Here is a 16,856-nt window from a genome sequence, read left to right as displayed (position 1 = left end):
GGAAGCGGTAAACGCCACAAGCATTTACCGCTTCCCTCTGTATCTTACATACCTTACAGATTCTTATGGAGCTGCAGCTCCATAAAGCGTCCCATTTCCCGGTTCTATTTTGCAATTACCTTCACAAATTTCTTTTTACCGCGCTTCACTACGACGCCTTCTCCCTGCAGACTCTCTTTTGTAAATACAGCCTTCACATCATTGACTGCATTGCCGTCAACAGATACGCCGCCCTGTTCCACATTGCGTCTCGCCTCGGAACGGGAACCGGCAAGGCCGGATTTATGAAGAATATCCAGAATATCGATGGTTCCGTCTCTGAAAGCCTCATCCGTCAGTTCACAGGTTGGCATATCAGCCGCATTCCCGCCGGTAAACAGCTCACGGGCGCTCTTCTGAGATTTTTCCGCCTCTTCCTCGCCGTGAACCAGTTTTGTCAGCTCGTAAGCCAGGATTTCCTTTGCCTGATTTAACTGGCTTCCCTCCCACTGATCCATCTCATTGATCTGCTCAATCGGCAGGAAGGTCAGCATGCGGAGACATTTTAAGACATCTGCGTCTCCTACATTTCTCCAGTACTGATAGAAGTCAAACGGCGTGGTCTTGTTTGGATCGAGCCATACTGCACCGGACTGCGTCTTGCCCATCTTCTTGCCCTCGGAGTTGAGAAGCAGGGTGATGGTCATGGCGTGGGCATCTTTTCCCAGTTTCCGGCGGATCAGCTCTGTGCCGCCCAGCATGTTGCTCCACTGATCGTCGCCGCCGAACTGCATATTACAGCCGTAACGCTTAAACAGCTCATAGAAATCGTAGCTCTGCATGATCATGTAGTTGAACTCCAGGAAGCTTAAGCCTTTCTCCATACGCTGCTTATAGCACTCCGCCCTCAGCATGTTGTTGACGGAGAAATGTGTTCCTACCTCACGCAGAAAATCGACGTAGTTCAAATCCAGCAGCCAGTCTGCATTGTTGACCATCATGGCCTTTCCTTCAGAAAAATCGATAAAACGGCTCATCTGCTTCTTGAAACAGTCACAGTTGTGCTGAATCGTCTCCACAGTCATCATCTGGCGTAAATCACTGCGCCCTGACGGATCGCCGATCATTCCGGTACCGCCTCCGATCAGCGCGATCGGTTTATTTCCAGCCTCCTGTAAACGCTTCATCAGGCAAAGCGCCATAAAATGTCCTACGTGAAGGCTGTCCGCGGTTGGATCAAAGCCGATATAGAATACAGCTTTCCCTTCATTGATCATTTTACTGATCTCTTCTTCATTCGTCACCTGGGCAATGAGGCCGCGGGCTTTCAGTTCTTCGTATGCTGTCATAATTGTTTTCTCCTTTTCCTGTAATTATTTTGTGATACAAAAAAAGTCCCATCCTGTTCAAAGGACGAGACTGTAATCCCGTGTTACCACCTTAATTTATAAACGGCTCACGCCGTTTACCTTTTCAAGTACGATTCTTATACTCTAGCACGATAACGTGTGCAGGAATCCGTCACAGTCTACTCACCGGTCCACAGGACCTTAAGTCCTTTTTCCATCGGCTTTCAGTGTGAAGCTCAAAGATGTATTCATAATCCGCTTTCCACGCGCCTCTCATCGGCCGGCTGCTTTCTGTGTGCTTTTGCGTATTATTACTTGTTCTTATCAACGCCTGTTTAAACTTATGAAGTTATTGATTAGTATATGAGGTTTCGATTTATTTGTCAAGAGCCTAATTTTATTTCCGGCCCGCTATCTGTCATAAACCAGCTTTGACACCGATTTCTCTTTTGCGAATCCCGGAATCTGATACAGCACCAGAACGTCCGTAATCTCCTGTTCCTCCATCCACTCCTTCAAATTCAGGTTCAGATACCGCAGATCCGCCATATAAACGGTTCCGAAATGATTGGCGGCAAACACCGCGAAGCTGTGGGCATAGGAGTCTTTGATCATGAGCAGTTTCTTCTCCTTCTGATCTCCCGTGATACTCCTGTTTTCGATTTTGGTTATGGCATGATTGCCGTCGAGGTACACGGCGTATTTGTCCTTCCCCTCCAACGCACCGGGAAAGTAAAGGGAATCGTATTCTTTCGGCTCGCCATCGAAGGATACCCGGTAATCCTTTTCTTCCTTCGGCTGCCACACTTCAATGGTGTCGTACCGCCACGGAACATTGAGTTTAGAATATACCGTCCCGTGAAACTCGCTGTTTACCGTCTGAATATCAAACAGCTCTTCCGTCCACGGAGTAAGCCCCACGGACTCCGCCCACAGCCGGTATCCCAGATATGCTCCTCTGGCTGTCCAGTGATGGTCCGTACGGTAATACAGCGCTTCTTCCCGATACCGTTTTAAATATTCTTCTGCCGGAAGCACCGTCTCCCGGGAACCTCCCGCTTCCTTTAAGCTTCTGCACAGCATCCCGGTCACCCGGCCCTGATCGTAGGGTGCAGCGAGAAACGGCAGGCGTTCTGTGATGATCTGAGACGCAGACGGTACCAGCATCACCCTGACATGATCCTTCCCCAGAGATTTCTCTGCGGCCCCCGTAAATGCGGCCAGCTTTCCGATATTTTTATTCAGCTGCTCCCCTTCCAGGTCCTCTGTGTCAAACTTCTCAATCAGATATCCGTCTTTTCCGAAATACACGCCGTTTACATCTTCCTGCAGGGCAAGACGTTCTGTCGTGACCTTCATTCCGATCCAGACGTTTCTACCCGGGAACTGATCGCTCAAGTACTGCTCGTACTTCTCTCCATAGCTTCCATTCAGCAGGGATTTCACCGAAAATTCCGGTTTTTTCTGCAAATACCGGTTCTCCGAATCGGAAAAAGCCTTCTGCGGTGTGACGATACTCAACAGCGACAGCACTCCCAAAAAGCCCAGAAACAGGAATGTCACTCCTCTGCCTCTGCCACTGTGTTTTTCTTTCTCCATAGTTCTCCTTATTACCAGCCTTTCGCCTTCTTCTAAAACCTGAAATACAGGAACGGATTATAGCTGGCATCTACCAGAAATGCCACAGACAGCACGAGAACAACAGCTACAAACAGAAGCTCCGCCGTCTCCCTCACCCGTCCCTTCATCTTCCTGCACAGAGTGCCCGGCAGCGGTGTGGAGCCCAGAACAGACGCCGCGATAAGAGGCAGACTGGTCACCAGCAAATACCACGTTCTCCGGCTTGTAAAGGCAATGCCTCCGGCACCGGCCATCTGCATCAGATACCGAAGCCCACCGCCCATATCTTCATGCGCGAACAGGACCCATCCGAGAAAAACAAAAATCATGGCGTATGCGCTTCTGACCGGGGAGGGCAGTTTCTCCAGATACGGTTTTAACAGCAGCTTCTCAAGCAGCAGAAGCACGCCGAAGTAAAGCCCCCAAAGGAGATAATTCCACGCCGCTCCGTGCCAGATTCCCGTAAGCAGCCAGACGATCAGAATGTTCCGTATCTGCACCGCCGCGCCCTTCCGGTTGCCGCCCAACGGAATGTACACGTATTCCTTAAACCATGTGCTTAAGGTAATATGCCACCTGCGCCAGAAATCCGTGATGCTTTTCGCTGTGTAGGGATAACGGAAATTCTCCGGAAAATGAAAGCCCATCATCGCTCCCAGTCCCATGGCCATATCCGAATAGCCGGAAAAATCAAAGTAAATCTGCATGCCAAACGCCAGAATCCCCAGCCACATCATCAAAACGGTACGCTCGGCATCCGGAACGCCCGAAATCTGTGTCCACAGAGCCCCCGTGGTATTGGCAATCAGCACCTTCTTGCCCAGACCCACGGTAAACAGAAACACTCCCCTGGAAAATCCGGCGAAGTTCTCAGTCCGCTCCCGCAGTTCCTCTGCAATGGTGTGATACCGCACGATCGGCCCGGCGATCAGCTGGGGAAACATGGAGACATAGGCTCCGAAATCAATGATATTCTTCTGTGGAGCGGCCTCTTTCCGGTAAATATCGATGGTATACGACATGGTCTGAAACGTATAAAAGGAAATACCGATCGGAAGCGCCAGCCCCGGCAGGGGAAGCGGGATCCCTAAAAGCCGCCCCACGGTCTCCATCAGGAAATCCGCGTATTTAAAAACTCCTAAAAGTCCCAGATTGATGATGACGGAGGAGGCCACACAGAGCCTGGCCCGCTGCTGTTTTCCCTCCTCCATAAAACGCCATACCAGCCGCCCATGGATGTAATCGACCAGAGTGGAAAACAGCAGCAAAGAGATATACACCGGTTCTCCCCAGCCATAAAAAATGAGGCTCCCAAGGAACAGAACCCCATTGCGGTACCTCCTGGGAGCGACAAAATACACAATCAACAGAACCGGCAGAAACCGGAATAAGAATAACAGGCTGGAAAATACCATGTTTACCCCTCAAAAAATGCGTTAATTGCATCGACAGCCTTCTTGTTTTCTTCCTGTGCAGATTGAAGGGCCGCCTCTTCGCCCTCGGCCTGCGCTTCGTCTGAAGCAGTCCCCAGCATCACAAAGAAGACGTAATCTCCGTGGCGTACGACTTCGGAAGCCTCCACCTTGCTGATGTTCATAGGATACTGCACGGAATCTTCCACGAGACGGGTGCGGTAAGCCTCAAGAAGCTTCGCTACCTCCTCGCCCTTTCCCTCCTTCGCCTTAATGGCGGCAAAGGTGTCCACATGAACACTGATCATCGGTCCTTCCGCGATGAATTCCTCGTATAAATCCTCCGGAACTCCGAATATATCGTTTAATGCCTGGGCGTCATAAGGCGCGCTCGGAATATAGTTTTCTCCATATGCCTCTTTTACAGCCTGGTGTACCTTCTCTAAATCCACCGTTACCGCCTGTGTGCTCTCAGCCACGGTTCCAGAACTGCCGTTATCCGGGCCCTTTCCGCCTCCGCAGGCTGTAAGACTTATGGCTGTCAGAACCATTGCAGTTACATATACTGATTTTCTCATAATTTTCTCCTTTTTCTGTTCTGCTTATGCGGATTCATTATAATATAAAAACAGTAATTTATCTATAGCATATCTCCTACAAAATACTGACAGATCTCTTACGAACCCGGCGTCCTGTGTCAGATGCGTTACCATTCAAAATCGTCAAATCCATAGATTAACGGATAAGGTGCACAGTCCCGCAGGGGAGCCTGGATCGTGCCCTTCACACTTCTGCTGAACGCGGGCCTGCGCGTGGCTGACTTCGTCCTGTTCCTGATCAGCCGGTCGTTTCTCCCCAGTTCACCCACATAATATCCATCCTGATCATAAATATCTCTGCCGAAAAACTTCCCCAGCACCGTGCCGTCACAGGCCACCAGATACTCCTTCTGTCTGACTCCCACATATTTGCCGCCCCAGGTCCAGAATCGTTCCATACTCTCACACCATTTCCTTTTCTCAAATATTTTCTCATATCATACACTATTTTTGTAAAAAAAGGAACACCCGGATTCCCATGTTTGAACACATTTCCTAAAATTTCGGTCAGGTGTAGATTTTTCCGATATTCTGGTATATAATGGGCAACAACAAAAGAGAAGAATCTAATCTTCAGGAGGATACCATGGGATTTCAATATGTTAACAACCTTCCGACCCCGGATGAGATCAAAGAGCGCTTCCCTCTTCCCGCTGAATTAAAAGAACGGAAAGCAAAGAGAGATCAGGAAGTCAGCGATGTCCTGACCGGCAAAAGTGATAAATTTCTCGTGATCATAGGTCCTTGCTCCGCGGACAATGAGGATTCTGTATGCGACTATGCAGAACGCTTAATTAAGGTACAGGAGAAGACCGCGGACCGCCTCATTATCATTCCGCGTGTTTACACCAACAAGCCGCGTACCACCGGCGAGGGCTACAAGGGAATGCTTCATCAGCCGGACCCGGAAAAGAAACCGGATATGCACGAGGGGCTCATCGCGATCCGCAAGATGCACATGCGTGTATTTGCCGAGACAGGCTTCCCCACAGCCGATGAAATGCTCTATCCGGAAAACATGACCTATCTGGACGATATCATGTCCTACGTAGCCATCGGAGCCCGTTCCGTCGAGAACCAGCAGCACCGTCTGACCGCCAGCGGCTGTGACGTGGCTGTCGGTATGAAGAACCCGACCAGCGGCGACTTATCCGTTATGCTGAACTCCGTCGTTGCGGCACAGCAGGGCCATGATTTTACATACCGTGGCTGGGAGGTAAAGAGCGGCGGCAATCCGCTGGCTCATACCATTCTCCGCGGCGCGGTCAACAAGCACGGCCAGTGCATTCCGAACTACCATTTTGAAGATCTGGTTCTGCTTCAGGAGCTTTACGCCAAACGCAGCCTGGACAATCCGGCCTGTATCGTGGATACCAACCACTCCAATTCCAATAAGAAATACATGGAACAGATCCGCATTGCCAAAGAGGTTCTTCACAGCAGAAGACACGCGGCTCCTATCAAAGATCTGGTCAAGGGCCTGATGATCGAGAGCTACATCGAACCCGGCAGCCAGAAGGTGGGCGAACACTGCTACGGAAAGTCTATCACCGATCCCTGTCTCGGATGGGAGGATTCCGAGCGGCTGCTTTATGAGATTGCAGAAAACGCATAAAAAAGAGAAAACTGCCGCCCGCATGATTTTTTTCATGCGGGCGGCAGTTTTTATTATCTTATCTTTCGCATCGTATCAATTTTCATCCGTACCGGTCATACAATATTTGTATGATCCGCCACTTTTACAGGAAGTCTGCCGCTCTGTTGTCTGATAGGTCTCCGCATATCACCGGCTTTACGGGACACATTAAGACTCCCCCTTGTTTTTACACATATTTTACAAAAATTTCATCATTAAACTGTTTATTTTTCTGCTTTAGTCTTGTATCGCATTAAAATATATGGTAGAATATAGATAGAATGATTTATCTATATTTCACAGTTCACTAACCATTTCCTGGAAGAGTATCTTAATGTTTTGTCACCCGACGTACGGATTATCCGCCCGCCATAAAAAGGAGGCTGGGATATGCGAACGAAACAAGTTGACATTTATCAGCGTTATACCCCCATCCCCATAGCTGTTTTAATTACGGCGGCCAATTGTTTTGACTGCGACATCTATATCGATAATGGCAAGTCGAAAGTAAATGTAAAAAACTATGATGAGATGAAGAAAGGACTGGTAACGCGGAACAGAAATTTACTATTTTACTTTGACGGCAAGGATGAAAAAGCCGCCGAAGGACGGATTGAGATGTTGTTTCAACCATAATCTGTCAGAAAGGACACTCATATGCCACTGTACACCGATAATTTCAGACCACTTGACACCATATCCGGTTTTTCCGTAAGACCCGGATTGTACGAAGAATTTGGAGCGCGTCTGATACCTAGAGGAGTCAGCTTTACTCTTCATTCACAGGAAGCGACATCCTGCGAGCTTTTATTGTTTCACCATAACGAACGCGAACCGTATGCAAGAATCCCCATCCCGGACCGTTACCGGATCGGGAATGTCTACTCCATCATAGTATTTGATCTGGATACCCGGGATTTAGAATATGCGTTCAGCATTGATGGGCCGTATGATCCAAAGAAAGGGCTTATCTTCGACAAAACAAAATACCTTCTGGACATTTATGCGAAAGCCGTTACCGGCCAGGGCACATGGGGCTCTAAGCCGGAAAGCGGCTTTCAGTATAAAGCGAGGGTAGTCTCAGATAATTTCGACTGGGACGACTGCTGCCATCCTCCAATCCCCATGGAGGATTTAGTTATTTATGAGCTCCATGTCAGAGGGTTCACCAGGGATGCCTCTTCCGGCGTCTCGGCTCCCGGCACCTTCCAGGGAATTATCGAAAAGCTTCCCTATCTGGAGGACTTAGGCATCAATGCCATCGAGCTGATGCCCGTCTTTGAATTCGACGAAATGCGCAACGAACGCAGCGTAAACGGGAACATGCTGCTGGATTACTGGGGCTACAATCCCGTCAGTTTCTTTGCCCCCAACACCAGCTACGCCTCAAAAAGCGAGCATAACCACGAAGGCCGGGAACTGAAAACGCTGATCCGCACCATAAAGGAACGCGGCATGGAGGTCTATCTGGATGTCGTCTTCAACCACACGGCAGAAGGCAACGAAAAGGGCGGCTTCTTCTCATTCAAGGGCTTTGACAATCAGATTTACTATATGCTCACTCCCGACGGCTTCTACTATAATTTCAGCGGCTGCGGCAACACCTTAAACTGCAACCATCCGATTGTGCAGCAGATGATTCTGGACTGTCTCCGGTACTGGACCATCCATTACCACGTGGACGGCTTCCGCTTTGATCTGGCCTCTATCCTCGGCCGAAGCGAGGATGGCACGCCCCTTCACAAGCCGCCGCTCCTGGAATCCCTTTCCTACGATCCGGTACTCTCCAGCGCCAAGCTGATCGCCGAGGCCTGGGATGCGGGAGGCCTATACCAGGTGGGTTCCTTCTCGTCCTGGAACCGCTGGGCAGAGTGGAACGGCAAATACCGGGACGACATGCGCCGTTTCCTTAAGGGCGACGACAACATGGCTGCGGCTGCCGTCAGCAGAATCACCGGTTCCCCGGATCTCTATCCGCCGGCCACGCGCGGCTTCAATTCCTCTGTTAATTTCTTAACGTGTCACGACGGCTTTACCCTGTACGATCTGTACAGCTATAATGAGAAGCACAATGAAGCCAATGGCTGGAACAACACGGACGGAGACAATAACAACAACAGCTGGAACTGCGGCGCAGAGGGGGAAACCGACGATCCCGGCATCCTGGAGCTCCGCTTCCGAATGATAAAGAATGCCTGCGCCGTCTTAATGTGCAGCCGCGGAACGCCGATGTTCTTTGCCGGCGACGAATTCGGCAACACCCAGTTTGGCAACAATAACGCCTATTGTCAGGACAACGGCATCTCCTGGCTGGACTGGACCCTGTTACAAAAGAATCACGAACTGTATGAATTTTTTCGGCGCATGATCGCCATACGCAGATCCCATCCGGTGATCCGGCGGGAGACGCTCTCTTCCAGCACCGGTTTTCCCCCGGTCAGCGTACACGGAACCGAGGCCTGGAAAGGGGAAACCACCTCGTATACACACTACGTCGGCATCATGTATGCCGGCAAACACGACGACGGAACGGAGGATATCATCTACCTTGCCGTAAATACCTACTGGGAACCGCTTACGATCACGCTTCCGCATCTCCCTGAAGGGTTCTTCTGGAATCTCCTTGCAGATACCGGACGGGGCAGCGGCAGTATTCCTGAGACCGTCGATGGCTGGGAGGAGGTGATCCGCTATTCTGCATTGGCCCACCCCCGCTCCGTTATGATCCTGAGGGCGGTCCAGAAAGAGCTTTCTTAATTGCATAAAAAATCCATAACTGCTTAACCTGTGCATGTAAGCAGTTATGGATTTTTGTCAGTCTCATATCAGCATATCTTCTTTTAACCAATCAAAGCCGTAATCCCAAAGTAAACCAGGACGATCACTCCAAGGACAATTCTGTAATAACCAAAAAATTTGAAATCGTGTTTTCTGATATATCCCATCAGGAAACGGATTGCGTACACCGATACGATGAACGCCACCACCATACCGAGAAGCAGATAAAAGACCTGCGGACCGGTGAAATGAAGGCCGTATTTTACAATTTTTAAGAAGCTGGCTCCAAACATGACGGGGATTCCCAGGAAGAAGGAAAACTCGGCAGCAGCGCCTCTGGAGCAGCCAAGGATCATGGCGCCCAGAATCGTGGAACCGGACCGGGAGGTACCCGGAACCAGGGACAGGAGCTGGAAAAGGCCGATATAAAGCGCCGTCTGGTAGGAAATATCCCCCACCCGCTGCATCTCAAAATTACGATTCCGGTTCGCATTCTCTATGACGATGAACAGGACGCCGTAGATAATTAAAGTGGCTGCAACAACATAGCCGTTCATGAGGTATTTTTCCATAATGTCATCGATCAGAAGACCTATGACAGCCGCCGGGATACACGCGAGGATAATCTTGGACCACAACTCCAGTGTAGCCCGCTTCTGCGCAGGTTTCTTCGTCGGAGAAAATGGATTCAGCTTATGGAAGTACATGACCACGACCGCCAGAATCGCCCCCAGCTGGATCACGACCATAAACATGTTTTTAAAATCCTCCGGCTGTTTTAAATGGATGATTTCATCTACCAGTATCATATGGCCCGTACTGCTGATGGGGAGCCATTCGGTAAATCCCTCCACAATTCCAAGTACGATTACCTTTAATGTCTCAATTATGCTCATCTTTTATTTTCCGTCTCCATTCTTATATATTTTCAATCTGCCAGTCTATGGGCTCCAGCCCGTTGGCTTTTAAATACTCATTGGTTTTACTGAAATGCCTGCAGCCGAAAAATCCACGGAACGCCGATAACGGACTGGGATGAGGCGCCTCCAGAATCAGATGCTTCGGATTGGTCAGCATACTCTTTTTGTTCTGTGCCGGCCGGCCCCATAATAAGAATACCATGGGACGGTCCTGCTCGTTTAAAATCTTAATAGCCGCGTCCGTAAACGTCTCCCATCCGATTCCCTGGTGGGAGTTAGCCGCGTGAGCACGGACTGTCAGCACCGTATTAAGAAGCATAACCCCCTGATCCGCCCACTTCTTTAAGTACCCGTTATTGGGGATATCGCATCCCAGATCATCATGCAGTTCCTGATAAATATTGACCAGGGACGGTGGAATCTCCACATCCGGCTTAACAGAAAAGCAGAGGCCGTGCGCCTGCCCGTAGTTGTGGTAGGGGTCCTGCCCCAGAATCACCACCTTTACCCTGGAAAGGGGTGTAAACTGAAACGCATTGAAGATGTCATCCGCCTCCGGGAAGACTCTTCTCGTCTCGTACTCATGTTTGACCTTCTTATAAAGTTCCCTGTAATATGGCTTTTTAAACTCCACGCTCAGTGGCTCCAGCCAGTCATTATCGATCGCACCCATATTGCTGTAATTTCCTTTCGTATTGTTCTGTATTACCTGCCTGATCCCCTCCGCTATAATCTCATGGGCAGTCCCCGGGCCGCCAGGAAACGTTTTAACTCCATGATCTCCAGCTCCTTATAGTGGAACAGGGAGGCCGCCAGCGCAGCGTCTGCCTTTCCCTTCGTCAGGGCATTGTAAAAATGCTCTGTCGTCCCTGCGCCGCCCGATGCGATAACCGGTACGGATACAGAGTCTGCAATAACTGCGTTCAGTTCATCGTCATATCCGGCCTTTGTGCCGTCGCAGTCCATGCTGGTAAGGAGAATCTCCCCCGCGCCCATGCGGTCCGCCTTCATGGCCCATTCCACAGCATCGAGCCCCGTATCGATACGGCCGCCGTTTTTGTATACATTCCATCCGCTTCCGTCTTCCCGCCTTCTGGCATCGATGGCAACGACCACACACTGGCGCCCGAATTTATCTGCAGCCTCGGAGATCAGTTCCGGTGTATTGATGGCAGAGGAATTGATGGATATCTTATCCGCCCCCTCCCGCAGAAGCAGTTTAAAATCATCAACCGTACGGATACCGCCGCCCACGGTAAATGGAATAAAAACCGTTTCCGCCACGCGGCGCACCATATCCACCACCGTGCTCCGGTTATCGGAGGAAGCCGTAATGTCCAGAAAAACCAGTTCATCCGCCCCGGCCTTATCGTATGCGGCCGCGATCTCCACCGGATCTCCTGCATCCTTTAAATTCACGAAATTGACGCCCTTCACCACGCGTCCGTTATGTACATCGAGACATGGAATAATCCTTTTCGTCAGCATCCGGCCACCTCCTATGGTAATTCAATGAAATTTTTCAAAATCTTTAATCCAGTGGTACCGCTCTTTTCCGGATGGAACTGGCAGGCAAATACGTTGCCGTGCTCCACGGAGGCGTGAAAACGGACACCGTAAACAGAGGACGCCGCCACATCCTCTTCCTTCTCCGCCTTTAAATAATATGAATGGACAAAATACACATATTCCCCGGAAGCCAGTCCTTTAAAAAGCTTTGCATCCGGACGGATGTCCAGACAGTTCCAGCCCATGTGGGGCACCTTAAGCCCTGGCGTATCCGGAAATCTCACAATCTCCCCTGGAAGAATTCCAAGACCGGAGACCCCTTCGCTCTCCCCGCTCCGTTCAAATAAAAGCTGCAGTCCCAGACAAATCCCCAAAAACGGAGTCCCCTGGTCTGCCACGCGGTGAATCACCTCCACCAGTCCATATTGGCGGAGCTTCCCCATGGCGTCTCCGAACGAACCAACCCCAGGCAGAATCACCTTATCCGCAGAAAGAATCGTCTTTTCATCCCGGCTGATGACCGGCTGTTCTCCCAATGCATCCAGCGCCTTTTCCACACTTCTCAAATTTCCGGCATCGTAATCAATAATCGCTATCATGGCCGTCACCTCGTATCGCCTTTTTTCAACATTCTATCACAGGAACCCTCATTGTTCAACATTCAACCGCCGATTACACCAATTCCGGCTGCAGCCGCCTCCTCCGGTGTCTCAGACGGCCACTCCTCTATAACGTCCTTATAAACTCCACGGAATTCATCGGAACAGACACGGCACGTTCCCCCATTTCAGAGGAAAGCTGCGCAAATTTCCCATGTATCCGGTACATATGAGCCTTTTTATTCAGTGATACCGTCTTCTCAAACGGCCACCGGATCACCGTAGGCGTGCCAAACCCCACTCCCAGCTCCAGGATCAGCAGTTTCTTATTAAGAGTACCGGCCAGCCAGGCCGTATACCGGTTCCACTGAGGCAGATATCCCTCCTCAATATAGGTTTCCGCCTGAATGGTATTTCCCGTAAGCGGAGCGCCGCAGTGGGGGCAAATATCCTCCGGAATCTCCCCCGGCTCCCAGATATCCTTCGTACAGGAGCGTGAGCACTGGCGCCACGTCTCATTTCCGCATGGCGCCACAATCCTCGCCGCCTCGATCCCTGACTCAAAAATCCTGGCGTCCGTCACCGTAGTCACCAGAAAAAAATCCTTTCCCTCCGTCAACTCCGCCAGCTTCCCATACCCCTCATCAAGATCCGGAACAAGCTCCGCCCTCCACTCTTCCCCCAGACCGATCAATAACTTCTCACACTCATCGATTTCCTGTCTTATATTCTGATTTTCTTTCATTCTTATCTCCCTTTCCCATCCTGCTCACTCACCAGCCCTGCCTCATCAGCCCTGGTGCCTGCTTACCAATTACCCCTCATTATACATCATGCCCTCCCACTCGAAAAGTCTTTTCTTATTACCAGCCACCTGTTTTATTCTTCCCCTCCCTCATACAGCCAGTACACAGCCCCATAGCTTCCGGGCGGCGCGGGGAGTGGGAGGGACGGGGGAGCGAACTGTTTCCTTTTCTGAGGTTCGCAGGAACTTGAGCAGACAGGCAGGAAAAAGGGGTGGTGAAAGTTGGCCTCAAAGCCAACTTTCAAGAGAACACGGAGGCGAAGTCCTTCAGGAGTTCGGCGGAGTTTTCTCGATCCGCCCCTTTTTCCTGCCTGTCTGCTCTAGTACCTGCCACCGAAGAAACGAGAAACGGTTCGATCCCCCGTCCCTCCCACTCCCCGCGCCGCCCGGAAGCTATGGGGCGTTGCCTCCCTCCAAAAAAGAATCAACATCTCCCTCATTTTTCTTGAGTTTCCCCACCTCCCTATGCTATACTTAGTCAGAATAAGATTTCAGATGAACAGAAGGAAGACTTTAATGATGAATACAGACAAACAAAGACACAAGAGACTGAAACGCCCCTCCCCGTTTCTGGGGGCCTGCGTAGCGGTTGCCGTGCTCGCACTGCTGCTGGTTATCTATAACATTTCCAAACCGGTTCCCATGGTTGGAAGCAAGACCATCACCATCGATGTGGTTTACAAAGACGGAAAAGAAGACAGCTATCACGTCACCACCGAAGCACAGTACTTAAAAGGAGCAGCGGACGCCATTCCGGAGCTCACCCTGGACGGCACAGTCACAGAAGAATACGGTCTGATGATAACCACGGTCAATGGAGTGCGGGCGGACTACACACAGGATGGCGCCTACTGGGCGCTGCTTCTAAACGATGAGCCCTGCAACTACGGCATCAGCATGCAGCCCATTAAAGACGGCGAACACTACAAACTTGTCTATACACCGGCGGACCAGTGATGGAACCGCCGTTTCTTTGGCCGCTTACAGGTTCGCAGTGAGGAGGAAACCATGAAAACAAAGGAACTTGTCCGCGACGCGTTTCTTTCCGCTCTCCTTCTGGTGCTGCAGGTCAGTCTCTCCTGGCTTCCGAATATTGAGCTGGTGTCTCTCCTGATGATTCTGTATACACTCGTATTCCGCCGCCATGTCTGGATCATCCTCTACGTGTTCGTCATTCTGGAGGGACTGATCTACGGCTTCGGCCTCTGGTGGTTTTCTTATCTCTACGTATGGGCATTCCTGTGTACAGCCGTGTTTCTCATGCGATGGACCGGTAAACCGCGGACAATTTCCGCCGCACTGCTTGCCGGAATCTTCGGCATGCTCTTCGGGCTGCTCTGTGCTGTTTCCTACTTTTTTACAGGCGGTCCCGGAGCCGCCCTTGCCTGGTGGACAGCCGGAATTCCCTTCGACATCATCCACGGCATCAGCAACTTTACCGTGACACTTCTGTTGTTTGAACCGCTCTATCATCTGTTAACCAGATTGAAAAACCAGTTTTAATATATCAAAGGAGAACTAAAATGGAATCTGCAGTTGTAAGGATTAAAAAAGGCGAAGGCCGCTCACTAAAGGCCGGAGGCATGTGGATTTATGACAATGAAATCGACACCATAAAAGGGGATTTCACCAACGGGGACATGGTATTCGTGGAAGACTTTGACGGTTATCCGCTGGGCCACGGCTTCATCAATACCAACTCCCGTCTGACGGTCCGCATGATGTCCCGAAAAAAAGACGCCGTTATCGATGACGCCTTCATCGAAATGAGGGTGCGCGCCGCGTGGGAGTACAGAAAGACGACGACAGACACCTCCAGCTGCCGCATCATTTTCGGGGAGGCTGACTTTCTTCCCGGAATCGTCATCGATAAATTTGCGGACGTTCTCGTTGTGGAATCACTTGCGCTGGGCATTGACCGGTTCAAGACCATGATTCTGGATCAGGTAAAGAAGGTTCTGGCGGAAGACGGAATCCACATACGCGGCGTCTACGAACGGAGTGACGCCAAAGTACGCCTGCAGGAAGGCATGGAACGCTTCAAGGGCTTTATCGGCGATCCCTTCGACACGAAGGTGGAAATCGTAGAAAATAACGTACATTATATGGTAGATGTAAAAGACGGGCAGAAGACCGGCTTCTTTCTGGATCAGAAATACAACAGACTGGCCATCCAGAGACTCTGTCCGGGCAAACGGGTATTAGACTGCTTCACCCACACCGGTTCCTTTGCTTTAAATGCCGGTCTGGCCGGCGCTTCCTCCGTCTTAGGCGTTGATGCCTCCGAGCTGGGAGTCGCCCAGGCAGAAGAAAACGCAGCGTTAAACGGCCTTTCCGACACGGTTCACTTCCGCTGCGCAGACGTCTTCGAGCTGCTTCCCGAACTGGAACGCCAGGGTGAAAAATTCGACGTCGTCATCCTGGATCCTCCCGCCTTCACCAAGTCCAGAAGCTCTGTAAAAAATGCGGTAAAAGGCTATCGGGAGATCAATTTACGAGGCATGAAGCTGGTGACGGATGGCGGCTACTTAGCCACCTGCTCCTGTTCTCACTTTATGACTCCGGAACTGTTTGAAAAGACCATCCGGGAGGCGGCCTCCAATGTCCATAAACGCCTCCGCCAGGTCGAATACCGGACCCAGGCCCCGGATCATCCCATACTCTGGTCTGGAGATGAAACCTCTTATTATTTAAAATTCTTCATCTTCCAGGTGTGTGACGAGAAGTAAATTATAACAGCTCTGCCGGGCGCAGCCCCGCCTTCTGTACCAAAGCCGTCTCCTATTCCACGCGGCTGATTCGATACAGGAGGTGGGGCATGTCCAGTCCGTAATAATGCTTGATGATGCTGCCGCAAACGGTCATTCCGTTTCGCTCCGCAACCGCTCTGGATGGACCGTTGTTCTCCCGGATTATGGAGTAAACCGCTTCCGCTCCCAGCTTCTCAAACGCATAATCCCTGCATGCGGCTGCCGCTTCCAGCGCATATCCGTGGTGCCAGAACTCCTTTCTGAACAGGTACCCGACTTCCAGCACCTCGCTGTCTCCAACCTCCTGCATGGTGAGCCCGCACTGTCCGATCACTTCCCCCGTCTCCTTTAAGACCACGGCCCACAGGCCGAAACCGTACGTTTCGTAGCGCATAAGCTGGCGGTCCAGCCAATCGGCGGCCTCCCAGTCCTCGAACGCGTGCTCATAGGCGTACATCACCTCTTCATCTTTTAGCATCAGGCAGAGTGCACCGTAATCTGACCTCCGCAGCAGCCGCAGGATCAGTCTCTTTGTTTCCAGAATGATCTCATCATCTGTATTTTCCCCCGTAACGTTCCCCATAATAGCCTCCTCCTTCTTCTCTTCGTGTCTGTATTTCATCGCCTGTCACTGTTCCCAGTCCCTGTTGTCTCCTGCTCCCCGGTCAGTCCCGGCAGGCTCATGCGGCCTTTCCTGTTCCGGTTTCGGGCATAAGAAGTTCTAAACGTGCAGAATTTTTCTAAAAACCAGGGGAAATGCCCAAACTCGCATTCGCTCAGACGAGGCTGCTGAAAAAGGCTGGCTTTATCCACACAAGAATGTATTGGTATAAGCCAGCCTTACTATCTGATAATAATACAGCTTTATAACCATAAGACCTGGCTTTTTCGGAGCCTTTT

At 50.7% G+C, this 16,856-nt stretch carries 17 protein-coding genes and 1 other annotated feature; of the genes, 6 read left to right on the top strand and 11 right to left on the bottom strand.

What is annotated here, in order from left to right; all coding sequences use genetic code 11:
- Positions 1-104: 104 nt before the first annotated feature.
- The 5 genes from tyrS to NE473_RS22045 all read right to left on the bottom strand — a co-directional run bounded on the left by tyrS (position 105) and on the right by NE473_RS22045 (position 5,357).
- Positions 105-1,328, bottom strand: a complete 1,224-nt coding sequence (tyrS, locus tag NE473_RS22065) for a tyrosine--tRNA ligase (RefSeq protein ID WP_055650961.1) — start codon at positions 1,326-1,328, stop codon at positions 105-107.
- Between the two features lie 57 nt (positions 1,329-1,385).
- Positions 1,386-1,665 (bottom strand) — a binding site (T-box leader).
- A gap of 74 nt (positions 1,666-1,739) precedes the next feature.
- Positions 1,740-2,927 (bottom strand): DHHW family protein, encoded by a 1,188-nt coding sequence (locus tag NE473_RS22060; RefSeq protein WP_055650962.1) that lies wholly within the window; start codon positions 2,925-2,927, stop codon positions 1,740-1,742.
- A gap of 32 nt (positions 2,928-2,959) precedes the next feature.
- A complete protein-coding gene (locus NE473_RS22055) occupies positions 2,960-4,363 on the bottom strand; it encodes an MBOAT family O-acyltransferase (RefSeq protein ID WP_055650963.1) in 1,404 nt (467 codons plus the stop codon).
- Positions 4,364-4,365: 2 nt separating this feature from the next.
- Positions 4,366-4,938, bottom strand: a complete 573-nt coding sequence (locus NE473_RS22050; RefSeq protein ID WP_022030099.1) for a DUF4358 domain-containing protein — start codon at positions 4,936-4,938, stop codon at positions 4,366-4,368.
- 128 nt (positions 4,939-5,066) lie between these two features.
- Positions 5,067-5,357: a hypothetical protein gene (locus NE473_RS22045; protein ID WP_055650964.1), complete on the bottom strand. Its 291-nt coding sequence runs from the start codon at positions 5,355-5,357 to the stop codon at positions 5,067-5,069.
- A gap of 188 nt (positions 5,358-5,545) precedes the next feature.
- On the opposite strand from NE473_RS22045, the gene NE473_RS22040 reads away from it, so the two are divergent.
- The 3 genes from NE473_RS22040 (at position 5,546) to NE473_RS22030 (ending at position 9,352) form a co-directional block, all read left to right on the top strand.
- Positions 5,546-6,574, top strand: coding sequence for a 3-deoxy-7-phosphoheptulonate synthase (locus NE473_RS22040; protein ID WP_022030097.1), 1,029 nt, complete (start codon positions 5,546-5,548; stop codon positions 6,572-6,574).
- A 411-nt stretch (positions 6,575-6,985) separates the two neighbouring features.
- The gene (locus NE473_RS22035; RefSeq protein ID WP_006773888.1) at positions 6,986-7,231 is read left to right on the top strand and encodes an HPr family phosphocarrier protein; all 246 of its coding nucleotides are present in this window, start codon (positions 6,986-6,988) and stop codon (positions 7,229-7,231) included.
- Positions 7,232-7,252: 21 nt separating this feature from the next.
- Positions 7,253-9,352: a glycogen debranching protein gene (locus NE473_RS22030; protein WP_155560905.1), complete on the top strand. Its 2,100-nt coding sequence runs from the start codon at positions 7,253-7,255 to the stop codon at positions 9,350-9,352.
- Positions 9,353-9,435: 83 nt separating this feature from the next.
- On the opposite strand, the gene NE473_RS22025 is transcribed toward NE473_RS22030, so the two are convergent.
- The 5 genes from NE473_RS22025 to NE473_RS22005 all read right to left on the bottom strand — a co-directional run bounded on the left by NE473_RS22025 (position 9,436) and on the right by NE473_RS22005 (position 13,146).
- Positions 9,436-10,269, bottom strand: a complete 834-nt coding sequence (locus tag NE473_RS22025) for an undecaprenyl-diphosphate phosphatase (RefSeq protein ID WP_006773886.1) — start codon at positions 10,267-10,269, stop codon at positions 9,436-9,438.
- Between the two features lie 22 nt (positions 10,270-10,291).
- Positions 10,292-10,966 carry a uracil-DNA glycosylase gene (locus NE473_RS22020; RefSeq protein ID WP_006773885.1) on the bottom strand — a complete coding sequence of 225 codons (675 nt, stop codon included), beginning with the start codon at positions 10,964-10,966 and terminating at the stop codon, positions 10,292-10,294.
- 53 nt (positions 10,967-11,019) lie between these two features.
- Complete coding sequence (gene hisF / locus NE473_RS22015) at positions 11,020-11,781, bottom strand: imidazole glycerol phosphate synthase subunit HisF (protein ID WP_055650966.1); 762 nt, start codon at positions 11,779-11,781, stop codon at positions 11,020-11,022.
- Between the two features lie 11 nt (positions 11,782-11,792).
- Positions 11,793-12,401 carry an imidazole glycerol phosphate synthase subunit HisH gene (hisH, locus tag NE473_RS22010; protein WP_022030094.1) on the bottom strand — a complete coding sequence of 203 codons (609 nt, stop codon included), beginning with the start codon at positions 12,399-12,401 and terminating at the stop codon, positions 11,793-11,795.
- Positions 12,402-12,528: 127 nt separating this feature from the next.
- The gene (locus NE473_RS22005) at positions 12,529-13,146 is read right to left on the bottom strand and encodes a hypothetical protein (protein WP_055650967.1); all 618 of its coding nucleotides are present in this window, start codon (positions 13,144-13,146) and stop codon (positions 12,529-12,531) included.
- 576 nt (positions 13,147-13,722) lie between these two features.
- Here NE473_RS22005 and NE473_RS22000 point away from each other — a divergent pair.
- From NE473_RS22000 to NE473_RS21990, 3 genes are read left to right on the top strand one after another with little or no spacing between them, the layout of a single operon-like run.
- Positions 13,723-14,163: a DUF4430 domain-containing protein gene (locus tag NE473_RS22000; RefSeq protein WP_242663966.1), complete on the top strand. Its 441-nt coding sequence runs from the start codon at positions 13,723-13,725 to the stop codon at positions 14,161-14,163.
- A 51-nt stretch (positions 14,164-14,214) separates the two neighbouring features.
- Complete coding sequence (locus NE473_RS21995) at positions 14,215-14,709, top strand: hypothetical protein (RefSeq protein WP_055650968.1); 495 nt, start codon at positions 14,215-14,217, stop codon at positions 14,707-14,709.
- 20 nt (positions 14,710-14,729) lie between these two features.
- Complete coding sequence (locus tag NE473_RS21990; protein WP_006773879.1) at positions 14,730-15,935, top strand: class I SAM-dependent rRNA methyltransferase; 1,206 nt, start codon at positions 14,730-14,732, stop codon at positions 15,933-15,935.
- A gap of 52 nt (positions 15,936-15,987) precedes the next feature.
- Here the strand turns inward: NE473_RS21990 and NE473_RS21985 are convergent, their stop codons facing one another.
- Positions 15,988-16,539, bottom strand: a complete 552-nt coding sequence (locus NE473_RS21985; protein WP_055650974.1) for a GNAT family N-acetyltransferase — start codon at positions 16,537-16,539, stop codon at positions 15,988-15,990.
- Positions 16,540-16,856: the final 317 nt, after the last annotated feature.

It is taken from the genome of Hungatella sp. SL.1.14 (assembly GCF_024460495.1).
Taxonomy (GTDB): Bacteria; Bacillota; Clostridia; order Lachnospirales; family Lachnospiraceae; genus Hungatella; species Hungatella hathewayi.
Note: the sequence above shows the minus strand (reverse complement) of the source record. Positions and strands in the feature narration are given on the sequence as shown.

Coding starts and splice junctions, on each gene's coding strand:
- tyrS (WP_055650961.1), bottom strand. CDS start 1,328: ATGACAGCATACGAAGAACTGAAAGCCCGCGGCCTCATTGCCCAGGTG.
- NE473_RS22060 (WP_055650962.1), bottom strand. CDS start 2,927: ATGGAGAAAGAAAAACACAGTGGCAGAGGCAGAGGAGTGACATTCCTG.
- NE473_RS22055 (WP_055650963.1), bottom strand. CDS start 4,363: ATGGTATTTTCCAGCCTGTTATTCTTATTCCGGTTTCTGCCGGTTCTG.
- NE473_RS22050 (WP_022030099.1), bottom strand. CDS start 4,938: ATGAGAAAATCAGTATATGTAACTGCAATGGTTCTGACAGCCATAAGT.
- NE473_RS22045 (WP_055650964.1), bottom strand. CDS start 5,357: ATGGAACGATTCTGGACCTGGGGCGGCAAATATGTGGGAGTCAGACAG.
- NE473_RS22040 (WP_022030097.1), top strand. CDS start 5,546: ATGGGATTTCAATATGTTAACAACCTTCCGACCCCGGATGAGATCAAA.
- NE473_RS22035 (WP_006773888.1), top strand. CDS start 6,986: ATGCGAACGAAACAAGTTGACATTTATCAGCGTTATACCCCCATCCCC.
- NE473_RS22030 (WP_155560905.1), top strand. CDS start 7,253: ATGCCACTGTACACCGATAATTTCAGACCACTTGACACCATATCCGGT.
- NE473_RS22025 (WP_006773886.1), bottom strand. CDS start 10,269: ATGAGCATAATTGAGACATTAAAGGTAATCGTACTTGGAATTGTGGAG.
- NE473_RS22020 (WP_006773885.1), bottom strand. CDS start 10,966: ATGGGTGCGATCGATAATGACTGGCTGGAGCCACTGAGCGTGGAGTTT.
- hisF (WP_055650966.1), bottom strand. CDS start 11,781: ATGCTGACGAAAAGGATTATTCCATGTCTCGATGTACATAACGGACGC.
- hisH (WP_022030094.1), bottom strand. CDS start 12,401: ATGATAGCGATTATTGATTACGATGCCGGAAATTTGAGAAGTGTGGAA.
- NE473_RS22005 (WP_055650967.1), bottom strand. CDS start 13,146: ATGAAAGAAAATCAGAATATAAGACAGGAAATCGATGAGTGTGAGAAG.
- NE473_RS22000 (WP_242663966.1), top strand. CDS start 13,723: ATGATGAATACAGACAAACAAAGACACAAGAGACTGAAACGCCCCTCC.
- NE473_RS21995 (WP_055650968.1), top strand. CDS start 14,215: ATGAAAACAAAGGAACTTGTCCGCGACGCGTTTCTTTCCGCTCTCCTT.
- NE473_RS21990 (WP_006773879.1), top strand. CDS start 14,730: ATGGAATCTGCAGTTGTAAGGATTAAAAAAGGCGAAGGCCGCTCACTA.
- NE473_RS21985 (WP_055650974.1), bottom strand. CDS start 16,539: ATGGGGAACGTTACGGGGGAAAATACAGATGATGAGATCATTCTGGAA.